A 17,331-nucleotide genomic window follows, 5' to 3' on the forward strand; every position below is an offset into this window, starting at 1 on the left:
TTTTTTATAAATTTGAAAATGAAAAAATCAGATCTCAGAAAAATATATCTTGAAAAAAGAAAAAATCTGTCAAAAGATGAAATTTCTCTTTTTTCTAAAAGAATTTTTCAAAATTTCATCAATTATTTTAAACCAGTTTCTGATCAAAAAATCCATATTTTCATTCCGATTGAAAAGTTTAAAGAAATTAATACCCAGATTTTTATTGATTACTTTTTAAGCAGAAATATCAAAGTTTTTGTTCCTAAAATCGTCGATACAAAATTGATTTCTGTTGAAATTTTCTCTGATACCCAATTTGAAACCAATAATTGGGGAATTTCTGAACCTGTTTCAAACGAAGATTCTGAAGTTTTAGATTTTGACTTTGTGATTACTCCTTTGCTTTATTGTGATTTTAAAGGAAACAGGGTAGGGTATGGAAAGGGATTTTATGATCAATTCTTTGAAAATATTTCAAAAGATTCAAAAAAAATCGGAGTTAATTATTTTAACCCCGATGATATCATTGATGATGTCTGGGAAAACGATATTCCTCTAGATTATCTGGTTACGCCTACTGAAGTGCTGTCTTTTTCCAGCAAGTCTGAATAAAATTTAATAAAATAAAATTTAAATTCTTTATTCTTTTCTGTGGCTTTAGAAACAAGGGTATATTGTGCACTTCTTTCAAAATTTCCTATTGATTTATTTTTGTCGCCAATATATTCCACATTAAATTTTGCGAAATCTAAAGTGTCTTTATCGTTGATTTTCTTGAAAACATTAATGTTACTTACTTTCACCTTTTTCACCTTCAGACTTTCAAGTTCTTTAAATAGCCCTTGGAAAGTTGTAGAGTCAGATTTCTGAAAATACTTCTCAATTTTTGAATAAATAGCGGTGTCTATTTCAGTCTTTTTATTTCCGGAAAGATAAAGAGTAGATAGGTCAAGCACATCCTGTACTTTTTGCAAAGTAATAGAGTTAATGGCTTGTGTACTGTCCATTTGTACATTGATATTGTTTGTGTTTCTTAGCTTTTCAAGATCACTTATGTTGTTGTTTTCTTCTTTTTTTGTACAGGCAATCATGATGACGCCAAGAAGTATCGTCAAAAACAAAAAGTTATTTATTGTTTTCATGGTTTGAGATTTTAAATTTGATAGATACTATTTTTCCTTTATCTTTTTTCATTTCAATAACGTTCAGGTTTTTTAATGAAGTGGTGGGTGTAGTCACCAAAGTGATGTAGTCCTGCTTGTCTAGAGTTTCAAGACCGTATATATCACTGTCATAAACCTGCGTTATGGTAGCTGTGTTGCTGATGAGGTTTTCCAGCTGTTTTCTTTTCTGTTTGATGAGCTGCTCAGAATTTTCGCCATTAATATCTTTTATAGAGAAATAATAAAGCGCCATCTTATAATCATCAGGTTTCAGCTCTATCGTTTCTTCTTCAGGTGCATTTTCAAGATTTCTGTTGACTTCAAGGTCTTCATAAACCGTCGAACTGATCTGCATTTTCAAAGTTTTATCCTTTGTTGGATAGATGAAACATTCTCCTGGTTTAATTCTATATAAAATAGGAGATTCGTTTTCTTTAATAACTTTAATTTCAATATCACGCTGAACATTTAAATTTCTGTCGGCATCCGTAAAACAATACTTATAAGTTTTTTGAAAAATTTCATCTTTAAAACCTAAAAGCCCCAATAAAATAACAAAAACTGATGCCGCAGCAATCCATGCAGTTCTTTGGTAGTTCTTTTTCGGTAGTTTTATTTCTGATATTTTAGAAGATTCTAAAATAGTTTGTTTTTTTTCAATTATTTGATTTTCAGTATTGTTTTCTTGTAAAACGGTGTTTTCTTGGTTGCTAGATACTAGTTTTGTAGGCTCTTCTTCGGTTTTAGGTAGGTTTAATGCACTTGAAACTGTTTTTTCTAATTCTTTCAGTTCATCATCACTCAAATCTTTCTCATCACTTAATAATTCTCCTGCAAAAAGATGGTTCTTTTTAAAATCATACCATGAGTCGTAACCCGCATAGATACTCAATAAATTAAGCATATCAATACGAGGTAATTTTGAAACCGGAGAAGATTTAAAATAGGTGTAAAAAGATTTTTCACTGATGTTACCTTTAGCCTTTTTCCTAAGGTCTTCCTGAAAATATATAATATCAATCCCCTTCCACTTAGATATTTCATCATAAGAAGGGGTGTATTCTTTCAAATATTGAGCTTGAACGTCCTTTTTGAGCTGCTCAAAATGTAAGAGGTCTAAATCTGTCACTTTATAAAAAAGTAGTTAAATTGTTGATTATCAGTATTTGTTATTTGTAAAACTATTTTACAAAGTTATTACAATTATTTTTCATAAACAAATTTCACATCTGCTATACCTTTGTCTTGTTCAAATAACCGAACAGAGAAAAAGATTTAAAAAACAATATTAACAAAATTAAATTTAATTTATTATGAAAAAGTCATTATTCGTAGCTGCTATCGCTGTTATTTCTTTAGTTGCTTGTAAAAAAGGTGAAGCTACAACTGGAGCTGATTCTTTAAACGCTAAAGCTGATTCAGCTACTGAGCAAATCGATTCTACTGCTAAAGTTGCTACAGATTCAATCAACAAAGTTGCTGATTCTGCTACTAAAGCTATCGATTCTACTGCTAAAGTTGCTGCTCCAGCTGCTCACTAATCAGTTACGATTGAAGAATAAAGAACCGTTTCGCTCAGCGAGACGGTTTTTTTATGTCTTATATTAAAAAACAATTAAGACTTTTTCTGTCTTAAAGCTTCATAGCATGTAATCGCTACAGCATTACTCAAATTTAATGAGTCAATACTTCCGGTCATCGGTATTAATGTATTTTGACCTTTACAATACCAGAAATCACTCAATCCTGAATGCTCTGTACCAAATAAAATTGCCGAACGTTTTGTGAAATCTCTTTCAAACATATCTTTGGAAGTTTCATCCATAATGGTTGTATAAATATTGAAACTGTTTTTCTGTAAAAATTCATAGACTTCGTTATTGTCAGCCTGAAAAACTTCCATTCCAAAAAGACATCCAACACTTGATCGGATTACATTGGGATTATAAAAATCTGTTTTACCGTCAGCGACAATTAAGGCATCAATTCCGAAAGCTTCACAACTTCTTAAGATTGCACCTAAGTTTCCTGGTTTTTCAACACCTTCTACGATGATTACCGTTGAATTTTCTTTTGGTTGAAAGTTGTTTAAATGAGATTCTTTGGTTTTGTAAACTCCGATAATTCCTTCTGAAGTCCCACGATAAGCAATTTTTTCATACACTTTGTCACTCACCAAATGAATTTTCTCTTTAGGAGTATTTCCTTTGAAAATGTTTTCGCAGATATAGAATTCTACAGCTTCAAAATTGTATTTCTGAGCTCTTTCGTTTTCCTGTTGTCCTTCTACTACAAAAACTCCCGATTTTTTACGAAAACGGTTGTCTGTAAGAAGTTTGGTAATATGTTTTATCTTTTCGTTTTGAAAACTTTCGATGATCATAAATGGGGAATGATTGATAATTGATGCAAAAATAAGATTTACATCAGACTTATCAATCATTCATTGGCGGAAGATTAGTTATATAATTTAGTGTATTTGATTAAAAATCAATTCTCAATTGTAAATTTTGCTTTACAAATGAGTTTAAAATTGACAAACGAAGTGAATTGACTATTCACGTTTATCTATTCATCACTTATATTTCCAATCAAGCTTTGTGGAAGCTCTTTTTTATTTTTAATTCCTAAAGATTTTAGTTTCTGAGTCTGGACAATTAAATTGTCATTTCCTGTGTAGAGTTGCTTGTAAGCATCATTGTAAACATTTTTTGCTAAGTCTAAATTTTTTCCAACCTTTTCAAGATTTTCTACGAAACCTGCAAATTTGTCGTATAATTTAGCACCACGCTCGGCAATTTCCATGGAATTTCTGTTCTGATATTCTCTTTTCCAAAGATCAGCGATTAGTTTTAATGAAGTAATCAGGTTGCTTGGATTTAAAAGTAAAATTCTTTTCTCGTAAGCGAAATTCCAAAGGTTTTGATCCGCCTGCATTGCAGCAATATAAGCCGGTTCGCTCGGAATAAACATCATGACAAAGTCTAAAGATTTTCCGTAATCGTCGTACGCTTTTTGACTCAATTGACTGATGTGAGTTTTGATGGAAGATAAATGCTGGTTGACTTTAATTTGATAGATGTCTGAATCTGTTTCGTCTACCAATTCTGTAAAGGCGGTCAAAGAAACTTTGGAATCGATGATCACATTTCTTTCGTCGGGATATTTTACAACTGCATCAGGACGCATTTTTTTACCCGAAAACTCTGAAAACAAAGCTTTATTATCTTCATCTCTCAGTTCGTGCTCCAGGAAATATTCTCTTCCTTTTACCAATCCTGATTTCTCTAAAATGCTTTCCAGAATCATTTCGCCCCAATTTCCCTGAGTTTTGCTTTCACCTTTCAGAGCTTTGGTCAGTTTTTTAGCATCTTCCGAAATTTGTTGGTTGAGCAAAGCCAATTCTTTCACTTTTTCAGCCAGAGAAAAACGTTCTTTATTTTCCTTTTCATAAGCTTCGTTGACTTTATTTTTTAAATCATTGATTTTCTCCTGAAAAGGTTCAAGGATATTTTTAAGATTATTTTGATTGACCGTTGTGAATTTTTCTGTTTTTTCTTCTAGAATTTTGTTCGCCAAATTTTCAAACTGCAGTTTTCCTTCTTCCTGAATTTTTTTAATCTCTTCTTTCTGAGTTTCTAAAGATTGTTGTAAACCTTCATTTTGAGCAGATAATTCTGAATTTTTAGCATATAAATGTTGCTTTTCATTCAAAATCAATTCAATTTGAGCGTTTTGTTTTTGATTTAAAAATTTTTGTTCATCAAATTGTGTTTGGAGAAAAGTGTTTTCTGCTGAGATTTTGGAGAACTCATTTTTAAGATCATTCAATAAATCAGATTGTTGAAGATTTAAATTTTTTTCATTTTTAATAATTTGATCTAAATCCTGAATCTTCAGATTCAAATTTTCTAAATCAGCTTTAGTTTTAATATGTAAATAATTCAATTCATCATAAGAACTTCTTGAAACCATAGAAGATTTCAAAACAAAATAAACTAAAATAGCGCCGATAATTCCTCCGGCAAAACATCCAATGATGAGATAAGTGATTTCCATAATTCAGAAAAAAGATAATTTTAGGCAAAAAAGATTTTTATTAATGTAATAAACATGAATGAAATTCCCGCTACCAAACAAAGTGTTGCAATAATAAGTGAATATTTTGAAAAATCTAAATCATTTTCAAATGACTTGCTTTCGCTTTGGATTTTTTTTTCAATTTTTTCCTTTTCTTGAATATTGATTTCCTGTGTAAACTTATTACGTAAACGTAATTTTCTGATGTGATGAGTCATATTGTCACTTGAAAAATAACGATGCGCTAAACATGAACAAACTGAAACAATTAATAAAACTACGGTAATGATGAATAGGCTTTTGCTTTCCTGGAAGGATTTCTGAAGTAAGCCACACTGTTTACTGTCGTTGATTAATTTTGGTAAATATCCAATGATTGCAAGTGTAAGTAAGGCAATTCTTAAAATTTCTGATGAATATTGCTGATATTTTTCCAGAATAATAAAATCTGCTTTATATGAGTTTTCTTCAATGGGAAGATGACCGAAATATTTTTCTCTTGAGGATCTCATGGTTTTTATTTTAAGTGGTTATTGTTTTTTCTAAAATCTCAATATTTTTCACAATATCATTGCTTTCGCACTTTTTCAATTCCTTAGCTAAGGTTGAGGAAAGTAATTTTGGATTTAAAATCTGTGAAGCAACTTTTGCAGCAGCGTAGTCTACAATATTAATAACCGATTCTTTTAAAAAATTCGGAGTGTTGGACGAAATTACCGCCGTTGCCCAGGAAGTGTCTCTTGCTTTTGAAATAGCAAAATCTAAAACTGCATTGTCTTTTCCGTTTGAAAGTTTGTCTATGAGATTGATCGGATAACAGATTTTATTTAAAGAATCCTGAACATTCTGGTTGATCGAAGCAATAACCGAATTGATATTTTCAAAATCTTTTTTCAGTGGATTGATTTTTCGATACGGCATAATCGATGCTGCGGAAATTCCCAAATCTAAATTGATATGCGCATTCATACCAAGGAAAATATGCTGAAGAATCAGAAGGTCTTTATTTTTTGCGGCTTCAAAAGCTAAATACCAAGAATTTGTACATTTCTTTCCTTTGTTATAGTTTTCCCATGCGTTTAAATATCTTGTTGCAAAAGCGATGTCAAGCAAAGTCATTCTCGGATTGTCTTCAAATTTTTTCTGTTGAATTCCTTTCAAAACCTGTGCGGTCATAATTTTGTAAGTGCACGCAAAATATCCTAAAGGACTTTTGTTTGCTTTGCTCCAGAGAATAATTTCGTCTAATTTTTTTAAGACTTCTTCGATGGTTTTCATATCAGATTAGTTTTAATTAAAGATAAGAAAAAACCTCGCAGATTTGCGAGGTTAGTATTTTAAGGATTCTCTTTCGAAATTTCATCATGATGTTTCAAATACAAAGGCAGCGCTGCAGAGCCATACCAAGAGAATATGTCATAACTGAAAATTCCGGCCGCAACGGCGGGATCGGTTTTTACCCAAGATTCGGCTTCTTCTTTTGACTTGGTGTTGAAGATAAACATTCCGCGGTAATTTTCTTTATTCTTTTCTAAGAACGGTCCGGCAACGATGATTTTACCTTCTTTAGCTAGTTTGCCGATGTTTTCCATATGACCTTTCATTAATTCTGCTTTTTTCTCTTTATCATCAATTTTTGCAGAGCCGGTTGTCAACATTACGATGGTGTAAGCTTTCATACCATATTTATCTGCTCCTAAAGAATCTGCCAGTTTTTGGTTGAAACCTATTTTTGAAACACCAGAAGTTCCATCTTTTCCGGGTTTTCCATCTTCACCTTTTGTATAGATAAAACAAGAAGTGAAAGAAAAAGAAATTGCTATAAGTAGAAATAAATTTTTCATCATATTAAATGTTTTTAATCTTTAATCCTCAAAAACTCTTTTGCTAATTCAATCATTTTAGGGTCACCAGTGTATTTTCCATGTTCATCAGAAAGTTTTACGGTAGGAATCCATTCGTTGTTGAGAGATTGTACGCCGATAAGTTTCATGACGATATTCATTGGTTTTAAACCGACATCATTCGTAAGGTTGGTCCCTATACCAAAAGAAACTCCGATTTTTCCTTTACAGTAATTGGTGATCTCTTCTACTTTTTCAAGATTTAAAGCATCAGAAAAAATAATATATTTAAATAAAGGATTAATTCCGTGTCGTTTGTAATGGGCAATGGTTTTGTCGGCAAATTCTAGCGGATCACCACTGTCGTGACGAACTCCGTCGAAAAGTTTTGCAAATTTTTTATCGAATTGCTGGAAGAAAACATCAGTGGTATAAGTATCTGAAAGAGCGACTCCCAAATCCCCACGATAAACATCAACCCAATGTTCAAGGGCTAATTCGTTGGCCATTTTAAATCCAAACTCGGCTCCGTGAAACATAAACCATTCGTGAGCATGGGTTCCAATTGGTTTTACGCCGTATTTCATGGCGAAATGTACGTTGGAGCTTCCTATAAATGTAGAGTCTTTTTTCTGGGTTAAAGCTTCCATTACTAAATTTTGTACCTTATAAGAATGTCTTCTTCTTGTACCAAATTCTGCGAAGTTAACTCCCAGCTTGTTTAGCGAATCTGCTTTTTCCAGCGTTTTTGCCATTACGATTTCGTTAGAATCTCTTTCCATGTGATTCATTTCGTAATGCAATTCGCTAATCAAAGCTAGTAAGGGAACTTCCCAAAGAATGGTTCGGTACCAAAGTCCTTCAACAGTAACCGATAGATCATTTCCTGTTTGTACAATTTTTACTTCAGATGGATCGTAATGATAGCCTTCTAGAAAATCAAGATAAGGTAAGTTTAAATAAGGACAGGTTTTAGCTAAAAACTTTTTCTCATCTTTAGTCAGTTTGAGCTCTGCCATTTTGTTGACAGTTTCTCTTAAAGCGTGATCAAAACCTTCAGGAAAATGATGTTTCCCACGATTGATAAATTCGTATTTTACAGTTTGACTTGGGAAAAGTTTTACCACCGCATTTTGCATGGTAATTTTATAAAAATCGTTGTCTAGAATTGAGTTAAACGTCATATGTTGCATATTGTGTAATTTTAACACAAATTTAGTTTATTTAAAATAAAAATCGTCTAAATGTAAGACGATTTTTTAAATATTGTAATGATTTTTGTCTTGTTTTTACTTCCCTAAATAAGAATTGTACATCCAGACTTCTTTTTCCTGCTCTGTAATATAGTCGCTCATTTGCGAGTTGGTACCTTCGTCACCTGCTTTGTCTGTAATATCTAAAAGCTCTCTTTGCAAATCGATCACCACTTTGAAAGAATTCAGAATGATCTCTACACTTTTATTACCGTCACTTACTTCTTTGCTTTCTTTAATGGTAGAAACCTGAAGGTAATCTGAATAATTGTGCGCCGGAGTTGCTCCTAAAGTTAATATACGTTCTGCAATCTCATCTATTTTTAAAACTAAACTATTGTATAATTCTTCAAACTTAGGATGCAGCGTAAAAAATTGTTCTCCTTTTATATTCCAGTGAGAACCTCTTGTATTCTGATAAAATACAGAATAGTTAGCAAGTAAAATATTCAGTTTTTCTGAAATGTTTTGGCAGTCGGCTTCTTTTAAACCGATAATGTTTGCGTTTTTCATAAGTCTATTTTTTGATAATTCTAATGCAGGAAATATTGTGCCGAAACGAGATTGGTATGATAGATGGCAACTATTGGAGAGTTTTTTTTAATAATTTGAAAGGGAATTCTTAATATTGTGTCCTATGGAAACTTTTCTAAATACAGATGACCGCTCTTTCAAAAAGTATGGGATTTTAGCGGTAATTATTGTTTTGATTTATTTTTTGCAGACATTTTTTGTGTTGTACGGCGGAATTGGTTCAGACAGTTTGTCATATTTTGGTATTGCAGCAGATTTACCGAATCCCGAGACTAATCTTTTTCCTTTAGGATATCCTATAATGTTGAAATTGTATCATTCTGTATTTCAGGATTATTTTTGGGCATATAAATTTTTGAGTTTGTCTTTTATAGTATGCATTCTGCTGTTTTCTTATTACAAAAAGTTTTATTTTAGGGAAACGGTATTGCTTTTTGCGGGCAAAACTTTTTTCTTTGTTTTTATTCAGGCGATGTCAGAAGGACCTTTTATATTTTTCCTCTATTTTCTTATTTATTTTTTACATCAATTATTTGCAAAAAAGGATCATTTTTACAGCAATGTTATTTTAGCTTCTGTAATGATGATCGGTTTGTTTAGTGTAAGATATTCGGGAATATATATTTATTTAGGTATTTTGTTTTTTTTTGTATTTGCTTTTTTTAAGATAAAAGATAAAAATTATACTTACGGGATTTTTTTATTTTTACTGTTTGCAGGTTTAGGTATAGGAGGTTATTTGTTTTTTAATTTTCAAAAATTCGGAAGCTTTACAGGTGAAAATTTAAGAGGTGCTCCCGGTGTAATATTACCTATATATATATTGCGTGATCTTTTGGGTGTAAGTAATGTGATTGATCCATTTATTGGCTTAAAACCTGCTTCCAATAGTTTGGCGAGCATTGCATTTCAATTTTTTGTTTTAATAATAGACTTGTTTATTTTTATTTATTTCCTTAGATATTACAGAAAAGCAAAAGAAACTTCACTTTATTATTTTCACGTTTTATTGTGGGTTGTTGCGGCTGTATATTGTGTTACCTTGTTGATTTCAGGATGGTTTCAGCAAATTGAGGAGATGAACGTAAGGCTTTTGGCAGCTGCTAACTTTTGTTTATTTTTCTCTTTTCTTATTCTTTATTTTAAGCATCAAAAAAATGATAAGTGGATATTGAGAGTTAGTTGCTTCTTTTTTGCTTTTCTTACTTTGTATAATTTAAAGTCACCGGCTAATTATTTGAAGAAAAGAAGTCAGATTAAAGCTCAAATGCCAAAATTTGAAGACAAAAAATATCTTTTTAATGATGAAACAGGCCTGAAAACTTTTACTACATATCAAATTCCTGTAATCAATAAATCTTTTCAGTATGAACATACCAACAATCAGAAAGGTAAAATAAAAGAAAGTATAGCAGGTAGCATTAATCCTAAAATAAAATGGTTGATGAATGATACTGTGAGAAATAAATCTGAAGTTTTATATACGTCTCAACTTAGTTTAGATTAGCACTTTTCTGTTTTTTTTTACTCTTAATTTTTATAGATTTTCTTTAATCCTGCTATTGCTTAAAGTTTTAGGGTTTATATGATGAAATTTTAATTATTAAGATTATTTCTACATAACTACTTGTCAATTAAAAAATTATTATTATTTTTGCACCCTAAAATAAAAGCAATTAAATGCCTACTATTCAACAATTAGTTAGAAAAGGAAGAGTCGCACTTACCAAGAAGAGTAAATCGGCTGCACTTGATTCTTGTCCACAAAGACGAGGTGTATGTACGAGAGTATATACTACCACACCTAAGAAACCTAACTCTGCACTTAGAAAAGTTGCAAGGGTAAGACTTTCAAACGGTAAAGAAGTTAACGCCTATATCCCAGGTGAAGGACATAATCTTCAAGAGCACTCGATAGTATTGGTACGCGGGGGGAGAGTAAAAGATTTACCAGGAGTTAGATACCACATCGTAAGAGGTGCGTTAGATACTGCTGGAGTAAGCGGAAGAACTCAAAGAAGATCTAAGTACGGAGCTAAGAGACCTAAGCCAGGTCAAGCTGCAGCTGCACCGGCTAAAGGAAAGAAAAAATAATCATTAAATAAGGTACAGAAACAATGAGAAAGACAAAAGCGAAAAAAAGACCGTTGTTACCAGATCCAAAATTTAATGATCAATTGGTAACTAGATTCGTAAACAACTTGATGCTTGACGGTAAGAAGTCAATCGCATTCAAAATATTCTATGATGCATTAGATATCGTAGAAACTAAAAAAGGAGAAACTGAAAAGACTGCCCTTGAAATCTGGAAAGATGCATTAACTAACGTTATGCCTCACGTAGAAGTACGTTCTAGAAGAGTAGGTGGAGCAAACTTCCAGATTCCTATGCCAATCAGAGCTGATAGAAAAATTTCTATGGCAATGAAATGGTTAATTAGCTACTCTAAAAAGAGAAATGATAAGTCTATGGCTTTGAAATTAGCTAATGAAGTAGTTGCCGCTTCAAGAGAAGAAGGTGCTGCTTACAAGAAGAAATCAGATACTCACAAAATGGCGGAAGCTAACAAAGCTTTCTCACACTTTAAATTCTAATCTGAAATGGGTAGAGATCTTAAATTTACAAGAAATATTGGTATTGCTGCGCACATTGATGCTGGTAAAACTACCACTACAGAAAGAATTTTATTCTATACAGGTGTAAACCACAAAATTGGTGAAGTTCACGATGGTGCTTCTACAATGGACTGGATGGAGCAGGAAGCAGAAAGAGGTATTACTATTACTTCTGCTGCAACTACTTGTTCTTGGAACTTTCCAACAGACCAAGGAAAACCTTTAGCTGATACTAAGCCTTACCACTTCAACATCATCGATACACCGGGACACGTTGACTTCACAGTAGAAGTAAACAGATCTTTGAGAGTATTGGATGGATTGGTATTCTTATTCTCTGCAGTAGATGGAGTAGAGCCTCAGTCTGAAACAAACTGGAGACTTGCTGACAACTACAAAGTTGCAAGAATGGGATTTGTAAACAAAATGGACAGACAAGGTGCTGACTTCCTTAACGTGGTAAACCAGGTTAAGACTATGTTAGGATCAAACGCAGTTCCTATCGTTTTACCAATCGGTGCTGAAGAAGATTTCAAAGGTGTTGTAGACTTAATTAAAAACAGAGCGATCATCTGGGATGAAGCTGGACAAGGTGCTACTTTCGAGGTAGTTCCAATTCCGGAAGATATGAAAGATGAAGTTCTAGAATATAGAGAGAAATTAGTTGAGGCTGTTGCAGATTATGATGATACTTTGATGGAGAAATTCTTCGAAGATCCAGATTCAATCTCTGAAGACGAAATCAACGAAGCTCTTAGAAAAGCTACTATCGATTTATCTATTATCCCAATGACTTGTGGTTCTTCATTCAAGAACAAAGGAGTACAGTTTATGTTGGATGCAGTATGTAAATACTTGCCTTCTCCATTGGATAAAGATGATATCAAAGGTACTGACCCAAGAACTGACGCTGAAATTTTCAGAAAGCCAGACGTAAACGAACCTTTCTCTGCATTGGCATTTAAGATTGCTACCGATCCTTTCGTAGGAAGATTGGCATTCTTTAGAGCTTACTCTGGAAGACTAGATGCAGGTTCTTATATCTTGAACACTCGTTCAGGAGATAAAGAAAGAATCTCTAGAATCTATCAGATGCACGCTAACAAGCAAAACCCAGTAGAATATATTGAAGCTGGTGATATTGGTGCTGCTGTAGGTTTCAAATCTATCAAAACTGGTGATACTATGTGTGACGAGAAAAACCCAATCGTTCTAGAATCGATGGTTTTCCCTGATCCGGTAATTGGTATCGCTGTTGAGCCTAAAACTAAGGCTGACCAAGATAAAATGGGTAACGCTCTAGCTAAATTGGCTGAAGAAGATCCTACGTTTACGGTTAGAACTGACGAGGCTTCAGGACAAACGATTATCTCTGGTATGGGTGAGCTTCACTTAGATATCATTGTAGATCGTATGAGAAGAGAATTCAAAGTTGAAGTTAACCAAGGTCAACCTCAGGTAGAATACAAAGAAAATCTTACAAGAGTTGCTCAGCACAGAGAAGTTTACAAAAAACAATCTGGTGGTAAAGGTAAATTTGCTGATATTGTATTTGAACTAGGACCTGCTGACGAAGGTAAAGTTGGTTTAGAATTCATCAATGAGATCAAAGGTGGTAACGTTCCTAGAGAATTTGTTCCTGCAATTGAAAAAGGCTTTAAAGCTGCAATGAAGAACGGTCCTTTGGCTGGTTTCGAAGTTGAAGGTATTAAAGTTACTCTTAAAGACGGATCTTTCCACGCGGTAGATTCTGATGCTCTTTCTTTCGAATTAGCTGCTAAATTAGGATTTAAAGAAGCGGGACGTGCTGCTAAGCCAGTAATTATGGAGCCTATTATGAAATTGGAGGTTGTAACTCCGGAAGAATATATGGGTAACATCATTGGTGACCTTAACAAGAGAAGAGGTACAATCAGTGGACAAGAAGAGAAGAACGGTGCCGTTGTTATCAAAGGTTCAGTTCCATTGTCTGAAATGTTTGGTTATGTAACTACTCTAAGAACACTTTCATCAGGAAGAGCTACTTCTTCTATGGAATTAGAGAAGTACCAAGCTACTCCTCAAAACGTTGCTGAAGATATCATTGCTAAAGCAAAAGGTTAATTTTTTTAAAGTACAAGAAATGTCACAAAGAATCAGAATAAAACTAAAATCTTACGATTACAACTTGGTAGACAAGTCTGCTGAGAAAATCGTAAAAACGGTAAAGGCTACTGGTGCTGTTGTAAACGGACCAATTCCATTGCCAACGAATAAGAGAATCTTCACAGTGTTGAGATCTCCGCACGTAAACAAGAAAGCAAGAGAGCAGTTCCAATTATCAGCTCACAAGAGATTGATGGATATCTACTCTTCTTCTTCTAAAACTGTTGATGCTCTAATGAAATTAGAACTTCCTTCAGGAGTTGACGTTGAAATTAAAGTGTGATAAATATGCTGGAAGATGGATGATGGAAGTCGGAAGTTTTTTAGCAACACCTTAAATATTAAATCCCTTTTCGAAAGAAGAGGGATTTTTTTTTGTTTAAATTTTAAAAATGTTTTAACTAAATATTTAGTAATAAATTAATATTAATTCAAACAGTATTGATATTTTTGATTAAAATTAATATATGAAAAAACTAATTTTATTATTGTTTCCTTTAATCATTTCAGCACAAACACATCGATTCGTTTATCAGTTTCACTACAAATTAGATTCAACAGCAACAGAATTGACTGCCGAAAATATGATCTTGGATGTCAATCCTGATAATGTTAAATTTTATCCTTATTCTTATGCAGAAACAGATTCTTTAAATATTATTAGAGATCAGCATGTATCGAGATGGGACGATCATCTTCCTGCTCTTATTAGAAAAAAAGGTTCTTTTGAAAATACTTCATTGATTTTATTGAATGATTTATTCTCTTTAAAATCAACAGACAAGATGACATGGAAACTTTTGAATGATACAAAAGTAGATGGTCAATATACATTACAAAAAGCAACCACAACTTTTGGGGGAAGAAATTGGATCGCATGGTTCTCTAAAGACGTTGATCTAAGCGAAGGTCCGTACAAATTCCGTGGACTTCCGGGATTGATTTTCGAGATTGAAGACGACAAAAATAACTTTATGTTTAAGCTTTCAAAAAGTATGAAGTTTCCTAAAACGTATGAAGCCAAATTCCTTGAAAGTTTTGCTGGGAAAAAACCACTTTCCGTGACTGAGAAAGTCATTGCTAAAAAACAGTTAGAACTTTACAATAATCCGCTACAGGATATTGCGGAAGCCTTTAAGTCTAATACAAATCCTGAAAATACCTTTTACGTTTCGAGTGTTCAGATAAAAAGTTTAGACCAGCTAAAAGGAATGTCTGATGAGAGAAGAAAAGCAATGCTCAAAGAAAACAACCCAATCGAGATTGATAAAGCGATAAAATACCCTGTAAATTAAAACGCCAATCACATATTTTTGATCATTCTCTAAAAAAGCGACGTAATTTGGCATAAATTTAACATAAGTGACAATTGTCATTCCATATAATTTATTTAGAATTAATAAAAATAATATTTTTGTTTCAAATTTATGAAATGAAAAAAACGGTATCTGTTTCATTGCTAATTTTGGGAGTAGCTTTTTCTAAAGCACAACAAAAAGCAAATGATACAATCAGAAAAGAAACCACGATTGAAGAAGTAGAACTTTTTGGAGAGAAAAAAAAGCAACCTCAAGGTTTAGATGCAATTACACGTTTGCCTCTAAAAACAAGAGATCAAATACAGAGTATTTCAGTAGTATCTCATAAGGTTATCGAGCAATTAGGAGGTCTTACCGTAACTGATGTTGCAAAAAATGTTCCGGGAGTAACGTTGTTTTCAAGTTATGGAGGTGCAAACGAAAGTATGTCTATAAGGGGCTATCGTGGTGTTCCTGTTCTGAAAAACGGTGTGCAAATGGATTCTGATTTTCGTACTGCAGGAATGATAACTGATATGCAGGGTGTAGAAAGTATTCAGGTTATTAAAGGCTCTGCTGCTATAAGCCAAGGGGTTGGTAACGGTTTGGGATCTGCAGGTGGAGTTATTAATGTAGTAACCAAGCGTCCTCAGTTTATCAACCAAACGAATGTAGGTTTCAGATACGGAAGTTGGGATTTTTACAGACCGACTGTAGATTTTCAGAGAGTTTTAGATTCTCAGGGTAAAGTTGCAGTAAGATTTAATGGAGCTTATCAAAATAATAATTCTTTCAGAACTCATGTTGGAGCCGAAAGAATATATATAAATCCATCAATTACATACCGTCCGGATGATAAAACCGAGATCAATGTTGAAATGGATTATCTTAATGATAATAGAACTCCAGATAGAGGGACAATAAATACGGCGACAGGTGATATAGAAGCTTTGTACCATATGCCGAAAGGAAAATTTCTAGGATATACTTCCGATTATAACAAAACAGAAACTTTTAATTTTGCAACGACTGCTGTTAGAAAACTTAATGATAAATTTAAGGTAAGAGCTGCGTTCATCAACTCAAATAATAATGGAGATAATGAAGCTTCATCAATTTCATTGCCGACTGGAGATACTAATTATAATATAAGACAAAGGGTAATAGGAAAATCTGAGTCAGAAGATATAAACAGAGTTTTACAGTTTGACTTCATTGGTCAGGATGTAAAGACAGGCTTTATCAACCACACATTCCAGGTTGGCTTTGATTGGCGAGAAACAGAAACTTCAGCAGTTACTTACAATGCTTATAAAAATTCAATAGCTCCACAAAACCTAATCACAGCACGTGCTACAAAAATTGGAGGTATAAACTATCCTGCAAATCCTTTAGATACTTTTGATGTAGTGAATGGTTCTATTCCCAATACACTTCCTGTAAATGTAGTTTATGAAAATCTGGGAAGATCAAATCCAGTCTTAACTCCAAGTATAGGTGCGATGGCTCAAGATGTGATGTCTTTCGGAAAATACATTAAAGCACATTTAGGAATCAGATACAGCAGACTAAATGGTTCAGCAAATCGAATTGTAGACACTTGGAATCCTTCATTAGGTTTGATTGTTTCTCCATTTGAAAATGTAAATGTTTTTGGATCTTATACCACAACAACATCATTACGTTCTGTAAATAATATTTTGCAGGGAGGTGGAAATGTAGGCGCTTCACAAACAAAACAGTGGGAAGCAGGAATTAAATCAGATTGGTTTAACGAAAGACTAAGATTTAATGTGACTTTATTTGACATTAATACAGATAATTTATCATTCCAAATATTAAATCAGGCATATCAACCCGTAAGAGATGATAATAACAACATTCTTTACGGTTTGGCAGGGAATTTAAGAAGAAAAGGTGTAGAAGTTGAGTTGATAGGTAGAATTTTACCCAACTTACAAATTATGTCTGGATGGGCATATTTAGATGCGCAATATCAAGATAGTCCGGCGTACATAAACGGTTCAGCTCCGATGAATGCTCCTAAGCATACTGCAAATGGATGGCTGAATTATAAATTCAATCAAGGAGTTCTAGATGGCCTTGATGTAGGTGCTGGAATTTATTTTGTAGGAAAACGTCCGGTTGATGAATGGACTCAGAAAACTTTTACTGCAGGTCACTTAAATAGTGTTGAAGCCGGAACAAAGCCTTTTGATATGCCAGAATATACAACCGTAGATGCTCAAGTCGGTTATCAGTTGAAAAACGGATTAGGTTTAAGAGTTTTCTTTAATAATATCTTCGATGCAGTAGGATATAGTTCTTATTTCAGAGGTGGATATATTGACCAGATTCAGCCGAGAAATTTCTCAGCACAAATCAATTATAAGTTTTAATAGATAATTTTCAAGTAA

At 33.1% G+C, this 17,331-nt stretch carries 18 protein-coding genes; 9 read left to right on the plus strand and 9 right to left on the minus strand.

Annotation, left to right across the window (positions count from 1 at the left end; all coding sequences use genetic code 11):
* Nucleotides 1–18 precede the first annotated feature (18 nt).
* A complete protein-coding gene (locus BUR17_RS13870; RefSeq protein ID WP_074230941.1) occupies nucleotides 19–594 on the plus strand; it encodes a 5-formyltetrahydrofolate cyclo-ligase in 576 nt (191 codons plus the stop codon).
* On the opposite strand, the gene BUR17_RS13875 is transcribed toward BUR17_RS13870, so the two are convergent.
* A complete protein-coding gene (locus BUR17_RS13875) occupies nucleotides 543–1,124 on the minus strand; it encodes a hypothetical protein (RefSeq protein WP_074230942.1) in 582 nt (193 codons plus the stop codon). The genes BUR17_RS13870 and BUR17_RS13875 overlap by 52 nt on opposite strands.
* Nucleotides 1,108–2,274 (minus strand): hypothetical protein, encoded by a 1,167-nt coding sequence (locus tag BUR17_RS13880; protein WP_074230943.1) that lies wholly within the window; start codon nucleotides 2,272–2,274, stop codon nucleotides 1,108–1,110. Before BUR17_RS13880 ends, BUR17_RS13875 begins: the two co-directional genes overlap by 17 nt.
* Nucleotides 2,275–2,458: 184 nt before the next feature.
* Here BUR17_RS13880 and BUR17_RS13885 point away from each other — a divergent pair, with 184 nt between their 5' ends.
* Nucleotides 2,459–2,686: a hypothetical protein gene (locus BUR17_RS13885; protein WP_074230944.1), complete on the plus strand. Its 228-nt coding sequence runs from the start codon at nucleotides 2,459–2,461 to the stop codon at nucleotides 2,684–2,686.
* Nucleotides 2,687–2,760: 74 nt separating this feature from the next.
* On the opposite strand, the gene BUR17_RS13890 is transcribed toward BUR17_RS13885, so the two are convergent.
* The 7 genes from BUR17_RS13890 to BUR17_RS13920 form a co-directional block, all read right to left on the minus strand.
* Complete coding sequence (locus BUR17_RS13890) at nucleotides 2,761–3,528, minus strand: TrmH family RNA methyltransferase (protein WP_074230945.1); 768 nt, start codon at nucleotides 3,526–3,528, stop codon at nucleotides 2,761–2,763.
* A 185-nt stretch (nucleotides 3,529–3,713) separates the two neighbouring features.
* Nucleotides 3,714–5,204 (minus strand): DNA recombination protein RmuC, encoded by a 1,491-nt coding sequence (rmuC, locus tag BUR17_RS13895; RefSeq protein ID WP_074230946.1) that lies wholly within the window; start codon nucleotides 5,202–5,204, stop codon nucleotides 3,714–3,716.
* Between the two features lie 20 nt (nucleotides 5,205–5,224).
* Complete coding sequence (locus BUR17_RS13900) at nucleotides 5,225–5,737, minus strand: hypothetical protein (RefSeq protein ID WP_074230947.1); 513 nt, start codon at nucleotides 5,735–5,737, stop codon at nucleotides 5,225–5,227.
* Between the two features lie 10 nt (nucleotides 5,738–5,747).
* The gene (locus BUR17_RS13905) at nucleotides 5,748–6,503 is read right to left on the minus strand and encodes a DUF5995 family protein (protein WP_074230948.1); all 756 of its coding nucleotides are present in this window, start codon (nucleotides 6,501–6,503) and stop codon (nucleotides 5,748–5,750) included.
* A 59-nt stretch (nucleotides 6,504–6,562) separates the two neighbouring features.
* Nucleotides 6,563–7,072 (minus strand): YciI family protein, encoded by a 510-nt coding sequence (locus BUR17_RS13910; RefSeq protein ID WP_228418743.1) that lies wholly within the window; start codon nucleotides 7,070–7,072, stop codon nucleotides 6,563–6,565.
* Between the two features lie 11 nt (nucleotides 7,073–7,083).
* Nucleotides 7,084–8,262 carry a nicotinate phosphoribosyltransferase gene (pncB, locus tag BUR17_RS13915; protein WP_074230949.1) on the minus strand — a complete coding sequence of 393 codons (1,179 nt, stop codon included), beginning with the start codon at nucleotides 8,260–8,262 and terminating at the stop codon, nucleotides 7,084–7,086.
* A gap of 96 nt (nucleotides 8,263–8,358) precedes the next feature.
* Entirely contained in the window at nucleotides 8,359–8,835 is a 477-nt protein-coding gene (locus tag BUR17_RS13920) for a Dps family protein (protein ID WP_074230950.1), read from the minus strand.
* 124 nt (nucleotides 8,836–8,959) lie between these two features.
* Here BUR17_RS13920 and BUR17_RS13925 point away from each other — a divergent pair, with 124 nt between their 5' ends.
* The 7 genes from BUR17_RS13925 to BUR17_RS13955 all read left to right on the plus strand — a co-directional run bounded on the left by BUR17_RS13925 (nucleotide 8,960) and on the right by BUR17_RS13955 (nucleotide 17,313).
* Nucleotides 8,960–10,363: a hypothetical protein gene (locus tag BUR17_RS13925; protein WP_074230951.1), complete on the plus strand. Its 1,404-nt coding sequence runs from the start codon at nucleotides 8,960–8,962 to the stop codon at nucleotides 10,361–10,363.
* A 173-nt stretch (nucleotides 10,364–10,536) separates the two neighbouring features.
* Nucleotides 10,537–10,950, plus strand: coding sequence for a 30S ribosomal protein S12 (gene rpsL / locus BUR17_RS13930; protein WP_027383325.1), 414 nt, complete (start codon nucleotides 10,537–10,539; stop codon nucleotides 10,948–10,950).
* A gap of 23 nt (nucleotides 10,951–10,973) precedes the next feature.
* Nucleotides 10,974–11,450, plus strand: coding sequence for a 30S ribosomal protein S7 (gene rpsG, locus BUR17_RS13935; protein WP_027387226.1), 477 nt, complete (start codon nucleotides 10,974–10,976; stop codon nucleotides 11,448–11,450).
* A gap of 6 nt (nucleotides 11,451–11,456) precedes the next feature.
* Nucleotides 11,457–13,574, plus strand: a complete 2,118-nt coding sequence (fusA, locus tag BUR17_RS13940) for an elongation factor G (protein WP_074230952.1) — start codon at nucleotides 11,457–11,459, stop codon at nucleotides 13,572–13,574.
* A 19-nt stretch (nucleotides 13,575–13,593) separates the two neighbouring features.
* The gene (gene rpsJ / locus BUR17_RS13945; protein ID WP_002661363.1) at nucleotides 13,594–13,899 is read left to right on the plus strand and encodes a 30S ribosomal protein S10; all 306 of its coding nucleotides are present in this window, start codon (nucleotides 13,594–13,596) and stop codon (nucleotides 13,897–13,899) included.
* Between the two features lie 184 nt (nucleotides 13,900–14,083).
* A complete protein-coding gene (locus tag BUR17_RS13950) occupies nucleotides 14,084–14,911 on the plus strand; it encodes a GLPGLI family protein (protein WP_074230953.1) in 828 nt (275 codons plus the stop codon).
* Nucleotides 14,912–15,048: 137 nt separating this feature from the next.
* The gene (locus BUR17_RS13955) at nucleotides 15,049–17,313 is read left to right on the plus strand and encodes a TonB-dependent siderophore receptor (RefSeq protein ID WP_074230954.1); all 2,265 of its coding nucleotides are present in this window, start codon (nucleotides 15,049–15,051) and stop codon (nucleotides 17,311–17,313) included.
* Nucleotides 17,314–17,331: the final 18 nt, after the last annotated feature.

It is taken from the genome of Chryseobacterium scophthalmum (assembly GCF_900143185.1).
GTDB lineage: Bacteria > Bacteroidota > Bacteroidia > Flavobacteriales > Weeksellaceae > Chryseobacterium > Chryseobacterium scophthalmum.